A 17,983-nucleotide genomic window follows, 5' to 3' on the forward strand; every position below is an offset into this window, starting at 1 on the left:
GGCTATTTTCCTTCGGGCAATCGGATATCGAAAGCGGCGCGTATCGCGGCCTCCCGGTCCTTGGGCAAATGGGTTGGTGGCTCGCGCAACATCTCGGCGCTGCGATCAACAGCGACATCCCAGATCGTGCGCGACCCGGCATCTTTCCAATCCGAAATGCTCTGCCGGTTGCCGAGGCTCGGATAAGTGTATTCGGATTTCATGAGTTCCAGTGTCTGCGCCTCGCCCAGGTAGTGGCCGTCGCCGGTCGCCACGGCTTCGATTCGGCTGAGGTCGATCGCGGTTTCGGTCAACTCGACCCCGCGAACCGACCGTAGGATCGCGCCACACATGTCATCGTCGATCACCAATGCCTCGCGCGAGGCGGCCATGATGGACCCGAGCATGCCAACAGACAGGTTGATCATGTCTGCCCCGGCTTGCGCTGCAAGAGCCACCGTGTACCCTTTTTCATACCCCGCCTGCGCATCGGGGGTTTTGGCATCGGTCATTCCCGCAGAAGCGGTTGACGGCAAGCCTAGATGCAACAGCAGTTGCGTGGCGGCAGCGGCGGCGACGGCAGCTTCGCCTGATCCACCTGTCATTGCACCGGTGCGCAAATCGGAAATGAATGGCATGAACGCAAAGATGCAGGGATACCCCGGCTCGAGGGCGTCGACGACCATCAACCCAGCCAGCGTTTCCGCAAGACCCTGCGCCAGCGCGCCCGCCAAAGTGACAGGGCTGGTTGCCCCCGCCTGTGCCGCGGTGCAGATCTGCAGCGGCATTCTGTGGGCCATGGCCCGTTGCATAATCTCTAACCCTTCGGGCGCAAAGCGCAGCGGCGAGACCGCATGCACGATCACGCCGAAACAGAAGGGTTGCGCCCGAAAGGCGCCCTCGTGGCCCAGGGACATATCAAACATGGCGATAGCCGGATCCAGATGCGCGGCGCTGTCAAAGCTGATCCCGATGGGTTTGGGGCAGGCCCTGAGACAGGCAAACCCGGTGTTGAGGTCCAGCAGCAAGGGCTGGTCCATGTCCCGTGCAATCACCGGGCGCAAACCGTAGTGGATGTTCTGCAATCGTCCCACCAACTGCATAAGATCGTAGAGATCGTACAGCTGGGCACCGCGAAACTCGCCGGTGGCGCTGTCCAGAACCTCTGTCGCCGCTCCGCCTGTTCCGATATGCACACGGCCGCCGCCAACGGTCAGGCCCATATCCTCCACAAACCCTGGTAGATTTACGCGCCTCGCCGCCCGCGCAATGGCGGTTTCCACCATCGATTGCGAAAAGCAGACCCGCCCATCCGAACGTCTGGTTGCCCCGGCATTGACGAATTGCGCTGCGATGGCATCGGGGCATTCTGCGATCCCGGTCCGCGCAAGGATATCAAACGCGGCCTGCACGATCCGATCAACCGCAGCAGCATCCAGTGGCGCAAACCGCCCACCCTGTGGAGGCGGAGTGATGCGGGGCGCGCGACGGTCGGTTTTTGAGCGGATTCTGCGGGCCATCGGGCGGTCCTTAGAAGAACAATCTACGCAAGGATTGCGCAAACTCACGCAATGGCAATTCGAAAATTCGCGCACTCAGACCAGAATCTTTCATGCAAACGTCGGCTTTTCCTGCGCAATACTAAGGACTAGGGTTTGACGTCCTACGACTTCGGCGGGGTGAACATGGCGAGGATTGCGTTTATTGGCTTGGGCACGATGGGCCGTCCGATGGCGCAAGTTCTGCGGGACGCAGGCCATGACGTAACGGGCATGGATATCAGCCCCGAAATGCGTGAAGCGTTTGTCGGTGCGATCGCGCCGTCGTCGGATAGCATCGCAGCGGCAGAGGTCATTATCACCATGCTGCCAGAAGCCGATCACGTCGCGCGCGTTCATGAGACACTGATCCGAGCGGCTGCCAAACCTGGCGCGCTGGTGATCGATTGTTCGACCATTGATGTGAACACGGCGCATGCGCTCGCCCTTGAGGCGATGTCTCATGGGTTGGCAATGCTAGACGCGCCCGTTTCCGGCGGCCCTGCTGGGGCCGAGGCCGGGACACTTAGCTTCATGGTCGGCGGAGACGCGGCGAACATCGAACGGGCGCAACCAATCCTGCTGGCAATGGGTTCCAAAATTACCCATTTCGGTGGACCCGGAACGGGGCAGGCCGCGAAGGCCAGTCACAACATGATCTGCGGTATTACCGCGATGGCGGTGATGGAAGGATTTGCGCTTGCCGACGCCTTGGACCTCGATCTCGACAAATTCTATGCGTTGTGCGCGGGGGCCGCGGCGCAAAGCTGGACGCTTGAAAACCGCTGCCCGATTCCCGGTGTGGTTCCCGACGCCCCATCGTCCAACAACTTTGACCCCGGCTTTGCCGTGCGCCTGATGGCAAAGGATTTGCAACTTGCTCAGGCGGCGGCAAAGTCGAGCGGACAGCCCACGCCTTTCGGGGCCGAGGCGGCCAAAGCCTTTACAAAATTTGCCGAAACGCGCGGCGACCGCGACTTCTCGGCCTTTTACACCACGCTTCGGGCATTGCCCGAGCACCAGAAGGAATAACACATGGCTATTCTGGATTACACCTTGCCCACAGATGGGTTGGCCGGGTCCTTCATAGACGGGCAATGGCATTGGCCCGCAAGCGGAGAGATGCTGGCAGTTGAAAACCCCTCGCGGCGCGAAACGATCTGCGAGATTGGCCGGGGGACCAAAGTAGAAGTAAGCCTTGCCGTTGCCGCCGCTGAGCGGGCGCGCCAGGACTGGGCCGCGCGACCTGCCGCAGAACGCGGCGCAATGCTGACCGAACTGGGCAACCGCCTGACCACACATGCCGAAGAGGTCGCCCGCGTTCTGGCCGCCGAAAGTGGCAATGCGGTCCGCACACAATCACGGGGCGAAGCGATGGGCGCGGCTGGAGTGCTCAAGTATTATGGCGGTGTTGCGGGTGAGCAAAAGGGCGAAACGCTGCCCTTTGGCCCCGGGCTGATGTCGTATTCCACGCGCGAGCCATTGGGCGTTGTCGGCTCGATCATCCCATGGAACTCGCCCTTGCAATTAGGCGCGGTGAAGATTTCCATGGCGCTGGCCACGGGCAACTGCATCGTCCTGAAGCCTGCCGAAGATGCGCCACTCGCCGTTCTGAGGCTGGTTGAGCTGGCTGCCGACATCTTTCCACCAGGTGTCTTCAACGTGGTCACCGGGCTTGGGGAAGAGGCCGGCGCGGCGCTGGTCAATCATCCCGGTATCGCGAAAGTGTCGTTCACCGGATCGTCCGAAGTGGGCAAACTGGTGGCTCATTCCGTGGCGGATCGGGTGGCCAATGTAACGCTTGAACTGGGGGGCAAAAGCCCCTGCATCATCTTTCCCGACGCTTGCGCACCAGAGCGTATCGACGCCACGGCGCAAGGTGTGGTCAATGCCATGCGATTTGCACGTCAGGGGCAAAGCTGCACAGCCGGATCTCGCCTGTTTGTGCATAAATCTGTCTGGGATGACCTGATGCCTTTGGTCGCAGAAAAAGCCGCTGCGATGAAAATCGGCGATGCGCTGGATGAAGACAGCGACATCGGGGCCGTGGTGAATGAAGAACGCTACTCTGAGATTTGTGCCTATGTCGCTGAGGCCGAAGAGCAAGGCGCCACATTCCTGACGGGCGAAACGCCAAAGGCTACAGACAATGGGTTTCATCCGATCCCCACAATCCTGACGGGGCTAGACAATTCTTGGCGGATTGCCCGCGAAGAAGTGTTTGGCCCTGTCCTGGTCGCAATCCCGTGGGAGGATGAGGCCGATATGATCGCGCAGGCCAACGACACGCATTACGGGCTGGCGGCGTTCATTTTCAGCCACGACATGAGCACCGTCATCCGCATGACCCGCGCGCTGGAGGCCGGCTGGGTGCAGGTCAATCAGGGTGGCGGGCAAATCCCCGGGATGTCTTACGGCGGGATCAAGCAATCCGGAATGGGCAGCGAATATTCTATCGAAGGCGCGCTTGAGGCCTATACCTATCGTAAGTGCGTGACCGTGGCGCTGTAGGCATGGAAACAGACCGATTCGGGAACATGATTGACGCTTCGGTCGGCTATGCGCGGGGGCGATATTTGTCCTCCAGCGCGACCGAAATCCGCCGGCTGCGCCATGCGCAAGTGGTCGCGGCAGAGGTCGTGGAAACGCGCGGGGCTGACGGAATTGGGATTTTTACAGGTAACCCGCGTTACTTTCCGCTGAAACCGGATGATCTGTCGACCTATTGCGAAGAATGGGTGGGACCGGGCCTGTTTTCAGCGGAACTGACCCAGGCTGCCATCGCGCATTTCGGGGGCGGGGATACGGTCGCTGTCACCAACCGCACAAGTGCAGGTATTGTGGCGGCCATATTGGCGCTATGCGATGGGCGACCCGTGGTCTCCGTGGTGCCCGATAAGGACCGCAGCCACGCATCGGTTGTGCGCGGATGTCGGCTGGCGGGCGTCGAGCTTGTGGAAATCGAAGGATCGGCGGACCTAGGGCCAGCGATAGCCACGCACGCGCCCGCATTGGTGGTGATCACGACTGTCACAAGCACGTTGGCGCGATTGCCGGACGCCGAGACGAGCCGCGCCATAGCTGAGGGGCGGGCCGCGGGCGCCACCGTGTTCCTGGACGAAGCTTATGGCGCGCGTCTGCGCCCGGTGCTGCATGGTGGAGCGCTGAGCCTTTCCATGGGAGCGGATATAGCCATCACGAATGCGGATAAGGCGGGCCTGTGCGGCCCGCGTGCGGGCATCCTTTGTGGGGCGTCCGCGCCGGTACTGGCCACGCTTGCCAAGGCGTCGGAACTGGGCCAGGAGGCACGCGCACCCATAGCGGCCGGCGCGATGCGCAGCCTGCAGGCCTTTGACCCGGAAGATTTGCGGATCGAGGCAAGCGACGGCGCGTCCATTGCAGAAGCGATGGCCGGGGCCTGGGGTGCAGAGGTTGTGCTGCGGTCTGATTTGGGGCCGATGCTGGATGAAGAGGACGTGTTAGCGCGGGTGCTGTCACTGGCAGGACGGGACAAGACTGACATTGTCCCGGCAGAGGCGACAGCGGCCATCGGTATGCTATTGCTGAAAGAGCACGGCGTTTTGACCGTGAACACCCATGGCGCGCCGGGCGGAAGGGTTTCGCTGCGCCTGAAACCGACCGCCGGAGCTGTGACCGCTGTGGGTGGGGTTGCCGCTTTGGTGTCGGCGCTGGACTCGGCCACAGAAGAAGTGTCGCACAGGCTTGACGATGACGCGTGGTTCACGGCGGTTTTGTTCGGAGACGAGTCATGAGCGAATTTGCAAAGTATGATGACAGGCTGGACCGGCTGGTGAACCTCGACCTCGGCAACCGGGGGATCGAGCCGCTCTATGACGCCTCGCGCGCCTTGGCGGGCCAAGCGTTGTGCGGCGCCGCGGCGGATTTGCTGCTTGCCATGCCCGAAAGCGGGACGGCAATCGTCACCACGGGATCCGTGTCGCGGGCGTGGCTGTCTCCGGCTTTGGGCGAAAACGATGGCCCGTCCGGGGCGGCGGCCCTCATTCGCGCGCTTTGGCTCGCCCGAAAAGCAACCTGCGTATTGGTGATTGAGGAAACACTGATCCCGCCCATGGCTGCTACCTTGCAGGCCTGTGGCGTCGCGATCGTGGATCTTGAGACGACGCGCAAGGCCAGTGCGGATGGCTCAATGGCCTGCGCAACCTTGCTGCCGTATCCGGTGACAGATGCCGAGGGCGCTGTTGCGGCGGCCAAGATGCTGAATCAGCTCAAGCCCGATATCATGGTCTCGACCGAACGCGTGGGGCGCAACGAAAACGGCATTTATTACAACATGCGTGGGCGCGACTACGGCTTAGGCCGGGCGCGCATCGACATGCTGTTCGATGCTGCCATGGCGCGAGGTATCCCGACGCTGGCTGTGGGTGATGGCGGCAACGAGATCGGCATGGGGCTGGTCGCCGATATCGTGAAAATCGCCGTTCCCTTTGCTGCCCCCGGCGATTGCGCATGCGGTGGTGGGATCGGCGCGACCTCTGGCGCCGATATCCTGATGACCGCTGCGGTTTCGAATTGGGGCTGCACAGCGATTTGCGCGGCCATGGCCATGCGCACAGGCGACGCCCGCCTGATCCACACCCCAGCGATGGAAGCCCGCCTGTTGAAGGTCATGACCGCCAACGGGCTGATCAATTCTGCCGATGGGATCATCGACCCCCATGTGGACGGCATCAAGGACACCACCCATATCGCGCTGGCGGAAATGGCCGAGGCCATTACCCGCAAAGCGCCGTCATAGCAGAAAGACCCAACCGTGATAACCGAAACACTCCTTCGCAATTTCCGCGACCCCATCGCTCATGTGGAAAATTGCCCTGTGACGGGGGCTCTGCTGCAAAGTTTTGGCGGTTGATGCGCCTGAGTTTAACGTGCGGATGGCTTTCGGTCCAATTGTAAACGTAAGGTTGAAATTTCCTGATAGCATTGTTGAGCAAGGCCATCGGTTCAACAAATGTCTGGCAAAGCCAATGCTATGGTCTAAGTCCGTCGGTACAAAAATATACGTCCTTGCGGGAATGGAACTGGTCAACATGACCAGCAATTTCAATTCACGCCAGGTCGCTCTTTCCGGTTCAGCAGGTTGCTCAGCTGGTGGGCTAAAAGGATCGCCATTCCCATCGAGGCGGGTCTCAATGAATTTTGCGAGAGACCCGTATCCCAGATAGAATGTGCGTCACATTGAGAGGGGCTGAATGCGCTATCTGTTGTTGCAAATATTGGCGATTGTCGCTTTTGCAGGCGCGCTTTGTGCAGAGAAGAGCGATTATATCGAACTTGCACAGAGAGGATGGGGGTATGAGCTGCGGTCCACGATGCTGGGGCGTGACATGGCGATCCCCGTGCACATCAATGGCCGCGATCAGGCCGGTGCAGCCTTGTGCCTGGTCGGTGAAAAACCGCATCCGCAAACGCTTGTCGTTCTTGATACCTTTCGGGCGTTGCTGAAACACAGCTTCGGCCACCCGACACCCATGCGCTACGCTGGCCCGTCTGCGCGCGATTGTGGAACCGGTCGAACCGTGGTTTTGCGATTGTATTCCGGGTACCCTCCCAATCGGGACCTTTCGTCAGATATCGACTGGCTCAGCGAACTCCACCAGCTTGGTTTGCCTGCGGGTCGAAACTATGTGGTGACATCACCGGCGATGGCACAGACCTTTTTTGGTCATCGGGGGCAGGGGACCCATATTGTGGTGAAACAACCGGCGCATGATCGGCCCAGCAAGCTTGAAAGGGATTTTCACAAATCGATCCTGCTGGAAGAGCTGTTTCAGTCCTTCACCTTTGGCATGGACATCCTGTTATATGACAAATCGTCAGGGTTCTTGTCGAAATTGCAGGAAACGCCGGTAAACTTGCAGCGCCTGCCTTGGAGTTCGCACGACTTCATGCGCGCATTGCTGGCTTCGAACCCAAGCGGTCTTTGTGCGTTTGACGTCTTTATGATGCATGCTGTCGCGCAATCCCCGGTGGATCAAACCATAGACCCCGGCTTTATCGAATACATTGACGCCCAATATGATCGGCTATGGGCGCAGGCGGACGAAACCCTGGCCAATCCCAGATTTGCAGCCCTTTTTGATGAAGGCTGCGCCAATTCGGTTCGTGTGCCCAGGTAATACCATCTGACGTGTTTTGTCGGGCGGGTGACTCCGGGTAGCCTGAGCGCAGGCAATGCGCCCTCAGAGGCTATGGGAGGACATATGGATACGAGGCCTGAAAACCCGCCACGCGTCATTGCGGGATTGTCCGCGTATCTGTCGCAGGGGCTTATCGGTCACGCGCATCTGGTGGACTCTCTTTTGATCGCGCTGCTGGAAGGTGGCCATCTTCTTGTAGAAGGTCCGCCCGGGCTGGCGAAGACACGGGCCGTCAAATGGCTGTCAAACGCTGTCGAGGGCGGCTTTGCCCGTATTCAATGCACACCTGACCTGATGCCTTCTGATCTGACCGGAACACCAGTTTACCAGCCTCAGGAAGGCCGCTTTGAGTTTGTTCCGGGGCCGGTGTTTCACACGCTGGTGCTGGTTGACGAGATCAACCGCGCGCCACCAAAGGTGCAGTCTGCCTTGCTGGAGGCCATGGCAGAACACCAGGTTACGGTTGGCAATGAAACATATGCCCTGCCGGATCCCTTTCTGGTCGTGGCGACCCAGAACCCCATTGAACATGATGGAACCTTTCCCTTGCCCGAGGCGCAGTTGGACAGGTTTCTGCTGCATGTCGTACTGACATTGCCGGATCTGGAAACGGAACGTGAGATCCTTGATCTGGTCATCGCCGAAACCCGGAATGGGCCTCCGGACGCGCAGCGGATGACGCTTGAGGAGCTGAAGATTGCCCGTACCGAGGCACAGTCGGTTCACGTCGCGCCAGAATTGCGGGACTATATCGTACGGCTTGTGCTTGCGACCCGTGAAGGTCCGTTTTCCGAATATATTGAACACGCAGTCTCGCCGCGCGGGTCATTGGCTCTGGCCTCCGCATCGCGCGCGCGCGCCTATCTGCGGGGCCGGGATTTCGCCCTGCCTGAAGATGTCGCCGCTGTTGCGCCCGATGCGCTGGCCCACCGCATGGTGCTGACCTGGAGAGCCGTTGCAGATGGGAAAAAGCCGCGCGAGTTGGTGGCCGAAATTCTGAATGCGGTCGAGCCGCTGTGACGGGGGTGCTGGCACATGCGGGGGTTCGCCTGACGACCGAGGCCTTGATTGCATTGCGGCATATCGCAGTGACCGACCACGGCAACCCGACAATGACGGCCCTGCCCGGAGGATTTCTGACCCGAAAGCGCGGTCAGGGCGTCGAGGTTGCAGATGTACGCGAATATGTGGACGGGGATGACATTCGTCATTTGGATCGCGGAACAACCGCCCGCACGGGGCGTATGCATATCCGGCAGTTTCAGGAGGAACAGGACCGCGTCGCCCTGTTGGTTGCGGATTTTCGTGCACCGATGTTCTGGGGCATCCAGCGGGCGTTTCTGTCAGTCGCTGCCGCCGAAGCCTTGACCCTGATCGGGTGGTTCATGGTTGAAAGCGGCGGGCGTGTTGGTCTGTTGGCGCTTACCCCCGGCGCACCCGTCATCGTACCGTTGAGAGGGAAAACGCGCGGAATGCTGGACGTGATCGGTGGCCTGGTTCAGGCTCATGCGCGCAGTCTGACCGCGCTGCAAAAAGGTGAGGATGAAAGCTGGACGCTGGAACAGGCACTTGCCGGCGTTGAGCGCCTGACGCCGACGGGGGCCGAGATTATCATCGCGTCTGGCTTCGATCAGCAGGGAGAGGGCTTTTCGGACGTGCTGGGCCGGCTCGATCATCGCCGCACCCCCAGACTGCTGCTTGTGACCGAAAGCAAAGCGCATGAGATGCCAAGAGGCTGGTATCCGATCCGCCTTTCAGATGGGCGGCAAAAGCGGGTCTATCTGGCCCGGGCAGAGCCTGCCGGTGTACTTGCGTTTCAGAGGGTGGCAGCACATCCCGCGCTTGTCCTGAATGCTAGTGACCCGGTCGAACAAACCTCTCGTCGCATTTCGTCGGTTTTCGCGGCAAGATATGTGGCATGAGTGAGAAAGCACTCTCTGAAGCCACGATGCTGGCCAGCCTGCGGGATATCCATTTGCCCGCCGAGGCCGCAGGCGGGGCGGTTGCGGAATACGCGGCTGTTCTTGGTATCGCGGCGCTGGCCTCGGTCGGCTGTGTCGCAATCTTGCGGTTGTTGAGTGTCAGGACCGCGGCAAACAGGCGGCCGGATCCACCTGATAAATCTGCTGAACAACCGGGGTGGTCCGTGGATCGCCGCAGGGTGGCTCTTTTGCACAAACTGCGCGCTCAGAATCCGAAGCGTTATGCAGAGTTGACGGGTGATCTTTATCAACCCGGCGGCGAACCGGATCTGGCGACCCTGCAAGAGGAGGTCGCGGGTCGTGTTTGAGCTTGCTGACCCCTGGATCTTGCTGGCGCTGCCATTGCCTCTTGTCATCACACGTTTGGTCAAGCCGCGGCCGGTTTTCGAGCGGGGGTTCCCAGTTCCGGACCGCATAGGTGGAATGCTTATGGCGGCCAGCCCACAGGCTCAGGCCAGGACCCGGACTTTGGCGGACCTCCTGATTTTGTGGATCATTTGGGGGCTCATGATTTTTGCACTGTCCGGTCCGCGCCAACTGCAACCCGTCAGCGCCTTGAAAGTGTCCGGACGGGACCTTGCGATTGTTCTGGATCTTTCGGGATCGATGGTGCGGGAGGACTTTTATCTCGATGGGCACCAGATCACCCGTTTGCAGGCGGTGACCCGCGTTGGATCCGAGTTCGCCCGACGCCGCGCCGGCGACCGGGTGGCCTTGATTGTTTTCGGATCCGAAGCCTATTTCGCCACGCCTTTCACTTTCGATACAGAGGCTGTCGCGCGACGGATCCAAGAGGCCACGATCGGTATCTCGGGCCGTGCGACAAACATATCCGATGGTCTGGGCCTTGCTTTGAAGCGCCTGGCCAACAGCCAGGCGGCGTCGCGGGTCGTCATTCTGTTGTCGGATGGGGTGAACAACGCGGGCGCTACGAATCCCGGTGGCGTGGCCGAACTGGCGGCCGAGATCGGGGTGCGGGTCCATACGATTGCTCTGGGCCCGAAAGACCTGCAAAGCGCCGAACCTGGTGAGCGCGGCGTCGTCGATGCGACAACCCTGCGCGCCATTGCCGAAATTTCCGGCGGCGAAGCGTTTCGCGTCAAAACCACCGATGATCTTGTCGACGTGACTCAAGCCTTGGATCGGCTGGAAGCGACGGACAGCGCGGGCCTTACGGCCGAGGTCTACCGATCATTTTGGACCTGGCCCGCAGCAATGGCGGCCGCGCTTGCCCTGTTGGCGGCGTGGAGGCAAGCGTGATGATTGAGCTGGATGTCACTCTGCTCAGACCGGCCTGGGGGCTTTTGTTGCCTGTCATCTGCGGGGCAGGGTGGTGGTTGCTTTCCCGTGCCGGAGGGTTCGGAGCCTGGGACAAGATCACCGATCCGCAGCTTGTCCAGGCGATGGCCGCGATCGGCCGGATCGAAGGCGGCTCCTTCCCGGTTAAACCAGCCGCCTTGCTGCTGACCACCGGCATCATCGCAACTGCCTTGACCGGCCCTGCAATCGAACGGCGCGACGCGCAGACCTATCGCAATCTGGATGGCGTATTGTTCCTTGTGGATGCATCAGACAGCGTGGTGGAAGACGACCGCTGGCCGCAACTGCTGAGCATGGGGCGTTTGGGTGTCAGTGCGCTTGGGTCCCGCCCCGGCGGCATCATCGTTTACGCGGGTGATGCCTATGTCGCCACGGATATGACCACCGATCACCGCCAATTGGGACAAACGCTGTCGCTCATCGATGGTCAGACCGTTCCGGACAAGGGATCGCGACCCGAACGCGCGCTGGCTTTGGCGTTGCAGCGGATGGAAGGGGCGGGCATCCTGGCCGGGGACGTCGTCCTGTTCACTGACGGGGACGGGCTGGGATCACCCTCATTGCAGCGGGTCGCATTGCTTGCCGCACGAGGGGTGCGCGTGTCCTTGGTGTCGGTTCACCCCACGACTGCGCAAATCCAAACCCACGCCGCGCTCGGCGGTGGCGCTGTCTTCACTTTGGACCAGTCAGATGATCTGGCCAATTGGCTGGCAGATGATGCCGCAACCCGCTTGATACGGGCGGACTATCCGGTGCTGTTCTGGCATGATCTGGGGCGGTACTTGCTGTATTTCGCATTGCTCCCCCTGCTGTTTTTGTTCTGGAGGGAAGGGGCATGAGGTGGTTCGCGATTGCAGGTGCCACTTGTATTGCCGTTGCCTTTGCGCTGGGCGGCGCTGCCCCATTTGGCCGCGTCACATTGGCAATCGGTCTGTATCCAATGGCTGCAAAGCTGTTTCCCGACCCTGACTGGCAAGGTGTCGCCTTCTACCGCGCGGGCGTTTTTGACAAAGCGGCCAGTGCTTTCGAGCGCGCCGGGAACCAGTACAACCTCGGCAATGCTTACGCCCGGACCGGCCAATTGGCCGCCGCGCTGGAAGCCTATGATCAGGCCATGGCCAGGGGAAACCTGGATGCTCAGGCGAATTTCGATGTGCTGGCCGCCTATTACGCAGGGCAGCAGATCACCCTAGAGGCGTTGAGCCTTTTCCCCGAACGCAAATCCGGCCCCAAGGCCGACAGTTTTGTCGCGCGCGGGAATGCGCGGGCGGCGGGAACCGGCAGTGAGGTCACGAACGCGAACACGATGCTGGGACTGGCGGAATTGGACAGTCGCGGGCAACTGGGCGTGCGCCGCATCTTTGATGACAAGTTCATGGTTGCCGATCTGCGCTGGCTCAATCAGCTTTCCGATGTTCCGGGTGAGTTCATGGCGGCCCGGATCGCACACGAACACAAACGCCGGGCAAAGCTTGGTCTTTCGCCTCCAGAAGCGGAGAACCCGGAATGAAGTGGCTGTTTCTGCTTCTTATTGCATTTCCGATGCAGGTTTTGGCGCAGTCGAAAACAGTGCTGCCGTCCGAGGCGTTGATCAAAGTTGCCATCGAAGACAATGCCCCGGTTCCGTTCACCCAAGAGATGGTGCTGTTGACGATCCGGGGTGTCTATCGTCGGCACATCACGCGCGAAGAGCTGATCCAACCCCGCTTGGATGGGTTCAGCTGGGCGCAACTGGGCCCGGACAGCTGGTCGGAGCAAAGGATCAATGGCCGGAAATACAAAGTGTTCACCCGACGGATGGCGATCTATCCTGTCGAGGCAGGCAAGCTTACAATTGGTCCGTTTGTGCACAGGTTGACCCTGACAGACGAAAATGACGACTGGTTCGAACACGAGATTCAATCAGAGCCGCTGACCATTCAGGTGGCGCAAGCCCCGGCCACCAAGGAGTGGTGGTTTCCGGTTCGCAAATTGCAGATTTCCGATCAGTGGTCGAATGCGCCGGATCAACTTGCGTCGGGTGAGGGGGTCTTGCGCGTCATTCGACTGGAAGCCCTGGGCGCGACGCCCGAGATGATCCCGCCCATGCCCGAGTTGACCTCGCCTTCGGCCCTGATCTTCCCGCATCCTGAGAAACGGCTTGTCGAACTGACCCCGGAAGGGCCGGTCACCCATGCGTTCTGGCGCTGGACCATACGCCCCTCGAACGACACGTCCGGCATCGTTGAACCCTTGCAATTCAGTTATTTTGATACCGTGGCCCGCGAAACCCGAGAGGTCGTCATCTCACCACAACGCATTGCCTATGGCACGGCCATCGAAAACGCAGGCCTTGGCGGCGCAGAGGCAGATGCGCCACCAGCAACGCTGTTGGGTTGGCCAATGGCCGCAATCGCCATTGTCGTTTTTCTGGCCGGTTTGGGATTGGGGCTGTCCGGTCACAAACTGGCCGTTTCAAGGGCATTGCGCCGCTTTGGGGTTTTTGATCCGTTGGCCCGGGAATTGCGGCGCAGTGCCAGGGCTGGTCGCGCAGACAGGCTGCGGCAAGCGGCTTCTGCCATCCTGCGCCGCGACGGCCCTTCATCCAGTCGACTCAAACACATGCAAGACTTTGACAGGCAGTATTTTGATCCCAATGCTGCGGCGCCCGATTTGAACGCGTTTGCCAGGGTCTTCCTCAGGAACCAGACCGGCTGAGTCATCAAGCATTTGTTATCTATGGTATCTTTCGCGTGTCTCAAAATGAAACAGTTGAACTGATCGGGAAATGCTGTACCTTTCCTGTCGGAGGAGAAGCAATGCACATTGCGGGATGCCCTAAACCGGTGGACCAGGTGTCCAGCGTGCTTATCGTGGATGATCATCCGCTGTTCAGCGATGCGTTGGCCGCGGCGTTGCAGTTGAGTTTCGAGAACTGCCGAATTGAAAAAGCCAACACGCTGAAGCAGACACTTGAAATACTTGGCGCAGGCTTCAAGCCCGATCTGATCATGTTCGATCTGAAATTGCCGGACGTAACGGGTATCTCGGGTTTTCAGCAGCTACGGCAGCGCTGTCCGAATGCGCCGGTTCTGGTGATATCGTCCTTGGCATCCGGAGAGCTGGTAAGATCTTTGCTGGACCACGGTGCGATGGGATTTCTGCCGAAAGATACGCCGGCGCAAACCCTGAAACACGCCATTCAGGAGATCACCTCTGGGCGGAGATACGTACCCACCGAATACAACCGCGTCGAAGAGCTGAAGCCCTCCGAAAGCACCGTCTACCAATCCAGCCCCGAGCTTTCATCACTGACGCCGCAGCAGGTCAAAATTCTCAAGCTTATCTGCGTGGGCCAATCCAACAAACAGATTGCATATGAGCTGTCGTTGGCAGAGGCGACGGTCAAGGCACATATCACCGCTTTGCTGCGCCGCCTTGGGGTGCGCAACCGGACCCAGGCCGCTGTTCTGGTCGACTCGGTTGTCGCCAGACAGTCGCGACACGAACCGGAGGTCAAATCCTTTCTTCAACACTAGGGGGGACACATGCGGGATCTGGAGCATGAACCGAATTTCATTGTGATTGGCCGTTCCGATGATTTGGACCCGACGACCGCCGTTGAAGAAGCCTGCGCGGAAATCGATAGTCTGTCGTCCTGCTTTGTCCTGGCCTTTGTCCCCAGCACTCTTGACCCGGCAGAGGTGTCACGTTGCCTGAACAGAAGACTTGCGGGTGTTCCAGTCTTTGGCTGCACCACCGCAGGTCAAATCACGCGATCGGGTTATGAATCGCATGCGCTTTTGCTGTTGGCCTTTCCAAAGTCCAACTTTCGGTGTTCGTCCATTCTTTTCGAGTCGCTCAGGCCGCTCAATTCAATGGAAATCGCTGCCGCAGCGCAGCGGTTGGCCGAAAGATTCCGCCACACGGCGGGGTGGAACAGGCTGGCGCTGGTGTTTACGGATGGATTGTCCAAGCAGGAAGACTTGCTGGTTTCAACGCTGGAAACCGTTCTGGATGGATTGCCGATATTCGGCGGCTCTGCCGGGGATGGCCTTCAATATGAAGAGACGTTCGTTTTTCACGGTGGCAGTGCGCACAACAATGCTGCCGTCCTGTTGCTGATTGAAACCAACCTTGGTTTTCAGGGTATCGGTTTTGATCATTTCCTGCCCATCGGGTCAGAGATCATCATCACCGACGCCAACCCGGAAGAACGCGTGGTGTATGAGATCAACGGGGCGCCGGCAGCGAAGGAATATGCACGACTGGTCGGGTGCGCGGCCGAAGATCTTTCGCCACTGGTATTCGCGGAAAACCCGCTGCTTCTCAGGCAGAACCTCAATTACTATGTGCGTGCCATTCGTGAACCGATGGAGGGGGGATCCCTGTCTTTTCTAGCGGCGATCGATGACGGCCTTATCATGACACTGGGGCGCGGGAAGGAGATCATTGAAACGCTCGAAGCTGGACTGAATGTGCGCGACAACACCGGCGCGGCCCCGGATTTCATTCTTGGATTCGACTGTATTCTGCGGAAACTCGAAATCGAACAGAAGCAGTTGAGCAAACAGGTTTCGGATGTTTTGCAATCCCACCGGGTGGTTGGCTTCAACACCTACGGAGAGCAGCAATCCGGCGTACACATGAACCAGACCTTTGTAGGGGTCGCTTTCTTTGAACCCGAAAAGCGGGAACTGAGCTGACCATGCTTAATCCGGACGACCCGCCAGAGATCCAGATATCCAAACAGGCCAAGATCATTGATGCGCTGATGCGGCGCGCCAATCGTCAGAAAGATGTAGGCCCGTCCGCCTTTCTGGCGTTTCAGTCGGCGATAGAGTTGCAGCAGCAGGTGATGAAGCAGAGTCGCGATCTGGAACGCGCGACCACCGAACTTGAAAGCGCCAGGTACGAACGCGAACAAACCCGCAAGAGCCTCGTCAAGGCCCTGTCTTCCATGGAAGAAGGGTTTGCGCTGTTCACGGATGGTGAATTGAACCTGTGCAACGAGCTGTTTCAGGCGATCTTCCCTGATATGTCCGATATTGTCGGGCCCGGCCTCAGCCTGGGTCGGTTTTTTCTGTTGGTGCAGAACAGCCCCGAATTCGTATCGTCCGACAATGGCATATCGAAAATGCTGGATACGCTTGAGCGCAATTGCCATACCGGGATGGTGTCCAGCGACGTGATCGAACTGATTGGGGATCGTTGGTATCAACTCAGCGCACAATACACGTCGCCTCAGAATGTGGTCATTCTGTTGACCGATATCACATCCGTTGTTCGCAGAAACCGTGATGAGAAAGAAACCCTTATTGACCGTCAGGAGGACTACCTTAAGGCGGTTTTTCAAAACATGAGCTCAGGCGTTTGCACGTTTTCATCAGATACGAAGATCATGATGCACAATGCGCGGTTCCGGGAAATACTGAACCTGCCGCTTTCCGTCTTGCAGGCAAATATGCCAGTGCAAACGCTTTTGGATTTGATGCGGGCGCGTGGGTTGATCAAGGCCGATGATGAACTCAGGATCGGCAAATGGCAACACGCGCTGAAAAGCCGTGGCTGGTTGCGCAAACGTGTGCGCGACGGATCAGACCGCGTATTGGACATTCAGGTCAACCAGCTGCCGGATGGTGGTTTTCTGGTCGAACTGAAAGACGTAACGTTTGAGGCACGCGCGACCGAAACCCTGGAAAACCGGGTAATGGAACGCACGGCAGAGTTGACCCATGCCAACGCCAAGCTGGTTCAGGAATACGAAGAAAAAGCGCGGGTGGAAGAGGCTCTGCGGATCGCAAAGGAACGCGCCGAAGCTGCGGTTTCTTCCAAGACGCGATTTCTTGCGGCCGCCAGCCACGATCTGCTTCAACCGATCAATGCTGCAAAACTTATGATCTCGACCCTGCTGGAGATCACGCGTGAGACAGAGCTTCATGAGATGATGGAGCGTTTGGACGGTGCGTTTGGATCTGCTGAACAACTGTTGCACTCATTGCTGGATATATCGCGGCTTGAAACCGCTGACCCGGACACGGTCTCACCCACGGAAGTTAGCCTTGCTACGATGATTGCAGGGATACAGGGCGACCAAACGCTGGTGGCCGAGAGCAAGAATGTGACGCTTGATGTGGTTCCGTGTTCGGAAATCGTGAAATCCGACCCGGTCTATCTGTTGCGCTCGATCCAGAATTTGGTCGTGAATGCCATACAGTATACCGAACCGGGTGGTCGGGTTCTGGTGGGGTGCCGCAGGCGCGGCGACAAGGTCATTTTGCAGGTCTGGGATACGGGTATCGGGATCGCACGCAAAGACCAGGAGCGCGTGTTCGAGGAATTCACGCGGGCCGAAAACGTGCCATTGGGGTCCGGCATGGGGCTGGGTTTGTCCGTCGTGGACCGCGCCTGCCGGTTGTTGGGTCATAAGCTGTCGCTGCGGTCCAAACCTGGCATTGGTTCAGTGTTCAGCATAGAAATGGACAGGGTCGAAACCGGGCCAAGCACCATCGAACCCTTGGATCTTCTGGCCAATACGGGCGACGTGCCGTTGGATTTCATCATTCTGGTGATTGAAAACGACCGTGACGTTCTTTTTGGAACAACGCAGTGGCTGGAACAGAACGGCGCCAGTGTTCTGCCGGCCCGGTCACCGAAAGAAGCGCTGCAATTCATAAAAGACATAGGAATGCCCCCGGATATCATTCTGGCCGACTATCAATTGGATGATGGGGAAACTGGCGTGATGGTCATTCACCGGATCCGAGAGATGACGCAGACTCAAGTTCCGGCGATCCTGATCACGGCTGATCGCAGCGAAGCGTTGCGCAAAGACGGATTGCGGCATGAAATTTCGGTTATGGCGAAACCGGTCAAGCTGCCTCGGCTGCGGTCTTTGATCTTTTGGAAAATACAGAATGCCCTGCACGCGCAAACGCTCAACACCGACAAAAGTCGGCGATGACATGGGGCGATTTGCCCATACTCTCATCCTTGGGAGGGCCAG

Annotated in this window: 16 protein-coding genes; 15 read left to right on the plus strand and 1 reads right to left on the minus strand. The window is 59.1% G+C overall.

Annotated elements, in window-relative coordinates:
- Positions 1-2: 2 nt before the first annotated feature.
- Positions 3-1,499 carry a trimethylamine methyltransferase family protein gene (locus GOW09_RS11080; protein ID WP_171118270.1) on the minus strand — a complete coding sequence of 499 codons (1,497 nt, stop codon included), beginning with the start codon at positions 1,497-1,499 and terminating at the stop codon, positions 3-5.
- A 135-nt stretch (positions 1,500-1,634) separates the two neighbouring features.
- Here GOW09_RS11080 and GOW09_RS11085 point away from each other — a divergent pair, with 135 nt between their 5' ends.
- The 15 genes from GOW09_RS11085 (at position 1,635) to GOW09_RS11155 (ending at position 17,941) form a co-directional block, all read left to right on the plus strand.
- Complete coding sequence (locus GOW09_RS11085) at positions 1,635-2,549, plus strand: NAD(P)-dependent oxidoreductase (RefSeq protein ID WP_216603845.1); 915 nt, start codon at positions 1,635-1,637, stop codon at positions 2,547-2,549.
- 3 nt (positions 2,550-2,552) lie between these two features.
- Positions 2,553-4,028 carry an aldehyde dehydrogenase family protein gene (locus GOW09_RS11090; protein ID WP_171118272.1) on the plus strand — a complete coding sequence of 492 codons (1,476 nt, stop codon included), beginning with the start codon at positions 2,553-2,555 and terminating at the stop codon, positions 4,026-4,028.
- A gap of 2 nt (positions 4,029-4,030) precedes the next feature.
- Positions 4,031-5,290 carry an aminotransferase class I/II-fold pyridoxal phosphate-dependent enzyme gene (locus tag GOW09_RS11095; protein WP_171118274.1) on the plus strand — a complete coding sequence of 420 codons (1,260 nt, stop codon included), beginning with the start codon at positions 4,031-4,033 and terminating at the stop codon, positions 5,288-5,290.
- Positions 5,287-6,294 carry a glutamate cyclase domain-containing protein gene (locus GOW09_RS11100; RefSeq protein ID WP_171118276.1) on the plus strand — a complete coding sequence of 336 codons (1,008 nt, stop codon included), beginning with the start codon at positions 5,287-5,289 and terminating at the stop codon, positions 6,292-6,294. Before GOW09_RS11095 ends, GOW09_RS11100 begins: the two co-directional genes overlap by 4 nt.
- 454 nt (positions 6,295-6,748) lie before the next feature.
- Positions 6,749-7,675 carry a hypothetical protein gene (locus tag GOW09_RS11105; protein ID WP_171118278.1) on the plus strand — a complete coding sequence of 309 codons (927 nt, stop codon included), beginning with the start codon at positions 6,749-6,751 and terminating at the stop codon, positions 7,673-7,675.
- An 84-nt stretch (positions 7,676-7,759) separates the two neighbouring features.
- Positions 7,760-8,716 (plus strand): MoxR family ATPase, encoded by a 957-nt coding sequence (locus GOW09_RS11110; protein ID WP_171118280.1) that lies wholly within the window; start codon positions 7,760-7,762, stop codon positions 8,714-8,716.
- Between the two features lie 5 nt (positions 8,717-8,721).
- Complete coding sequence (locus GOW09_RS11115) at positions 8,722-9,618, plus strand: DUF58 domain-containing protein (RefSeq protein ID WP_371808042.1); 897 nt, start codon at positions 8,722-8,724, stop codon at positions 9,616-9,618.
- On the plus strand, positions 9,615-9,986 hold the full coding sequence (locus GOW09_RS11120; protein WP_171118282.1) for a hypothetical protein: 372 nt from the start codon (positions 9,615-9,617) through the stop codon (positions 9,984-9,986). The genes GOW09_RS11115 and GOW09_RS11120 overlap by 4 nt, the downstream gene beginning before the upstream one ends.
- Positions 9,979-10,938 (plus strand): VWA domain-containing protein, encoded by a 960-nt coding sequence (locus GOW09_RS11125; protein WP_171118284.1) that lies wholly within the window; start codon positions 9,979-9,981, stop codon positions 10,936-10,938. The genes GOW09_RS11120 and GOW09_RS11125 overlap by 8 nt, the downstream gene beginning before the upstream one ends.
- Entirely contained in the window at positions 10,938-11,837 is a 900-nt protein-coding gene (locus GOW09_RS11130) for a vWA domain-containing protein (protein WP_171118287.1), read from the plus strand. Before GOW09_RS11125 ends, GOW09_RS11130 begins: the two co-directional genes overlap by 1 nt.
- Complete coding sequence (locus GOW09_RS11135; protein WP_171118288.1) at positions 11,834-12,508, plus strand: tetratricopeptide repeat protein; 675 nt, start codon at positions 11,834-11,836, stop codon at positions 12,506-12,508. The genes GOW09_RS11130 and GOW09_RS11135 overlap by 4 nt, the downstream gene beginning before the upstream one ends.
- Positions 12,505-13,695, plus strand: coding sequence for a BatD family protein (locus GOW09_RS11140; protein ID WP_171118291.1), 1,191 nt, complete (start codon positions 12,505-12,507; stop codon positions 13,693-13,695). The genes GOW09_RS11135 and GOW09_RS11140 overlap by 4 nt, the downstream gene beginning before the upstream one ends.
- Positions 13,696-13,796: 101 nt before the next feature.
- Entirely contained in the window at positions 13,797-14,516 is a 720-nt protein-coding gene (locus GOW09_RS11145; protein ID WP_171118293.1) for a response regulator transcription factor, read from the plus strand.
- A gap of 9 nt (positions 14,517-14,525) precedes the next feature.
- Positions 14,526-15,683 (plus strand): FIST N-terminal domain-containing protein, encoded by a 1,158-nt coding sequence (locus GOW09_RS11150; RefSeq protein ID WP_171118295.1) that lies wholly within the window; start codon positions 14,526-14,528, stop codon positions 15,681-15,683.
- Between the two features lie 2 nt (positions 15,684-15,685).
- Complete coding sequence (locus GOW09_RS11155; RefSeq protein ID WP_171118298.1) at positions 15,686-17,941, plus strand: PAS-domain containing protein; 2,256 nt, start codon at positions 15,686-15,688, stop codon at positions 17,939-17,941.
- The last annotated feature ends 42 nt before the right edge of the window (positions 17,942-17,983 follow it).

The organism is Ruegeria sp. HKCCA5463 (assembly GCF_013034175.1).
Lineage (GTDB): Bacteria > Pseudomonadota > Alphaproteobacteria > Rhodobacterales > Rhodobacteraceae > Ruegeria.

Excerpts from the sequence above, each read along its gene's own strand:
- GOW09_RS11105 (WP_171118278.1), top strand. The coding sequence starts at position 6,749 with ATGCGCTATCTGTTGTTGCAAATATTGGCGATTGTCGCTTTTGCAGGC.
- GOW09_RS11080 (WP_171118270.1), bottom strand. The coding sequence starts at position 1,499 with ATGGCCCGCAGAATCCGCTCAAAAACCGACCGTCGCGCGCCCCGCATC.
- GOW09_RS11120 (WP_171118282.1), top strand. The coding sequence starts at position 9,615 with ATGAGTGAGAAAGCACTCTCTGAAGCCACGATGCTGGCCAGCCTGCGG.
- GOW09_RS11110 (WP_171118280.1), top strand. The coding sequence starts at position 7,760 with ATGGATACGAGGCCTGAAAACCCGCCACGCGTCATTGCGGGATTGTCC.
- GOW09_RS11150 (WP_171118295.1), top strand. The coding sequence starts at position 14,526 with ATGCGGGATCTGGAGCATGAACCGAATTTCATTGTGATTGGCCGTTCC.
- GOW09_RS11100 (WP_171118276.1), top strand. The coding sequence starts at position 5,287 with ATGAGCGAATTTGCAAAGTATGATGACAGGCTGGACCGGCTGGTGAAC.
- GOW09_RS11145 (WP_171118293.1), top strand. The coding sequence starts at position 13,797 with ATGCACATTGCGGGATGCCCTAAACCGGTGGACCAGGTGTCCAGCGTG.
- GOW09_RS11130 (WP_171118287.1), top strand. The coding sequence starts at position 10,938 with ATGATTGAGCTGGATGTCACTCTGCTCAGACCGGCCTGGGGGCTTTTG.
- GOW09_RS11090 (WP_171118272.1), top strand. The coding sequence starts at position 2,553 with ATGGCTATTCTGGATTACACCTTGCCCACAGATGGGTTGGCCGGGTCC.
- GOW09_RS11095 (WP_171118274.1), top strand. The coding sequence starts at position 4,031 with ATGGAAACAGACCGATTCGGGAACATGATTGACGCTTCGGTCGGCTAT.
- GOW09_RS11140 (WP_171118291.1), top strand. The coding sequence starts at position 12,505 with ATGAAGTGGCTGTTTCTGCTTCTTATTGCATTTCCGATGCAGGTTTTG.
- GOW09_RS11155 (WP_171118298.1), top strand. The coding sequence starts at position 15,686 with ATGCTTAATCCGGACGACCCGCCAGAGATCCAGATATCCAAACAGGCC.
- GOW09_RS11135 (WP_171118288.1), top strand. The coding sequence starts at position 11,834 with ATGAGGTGGTTCGCGATTGCAGGTGCCACTTGTATTGCCGTTGCCTTT.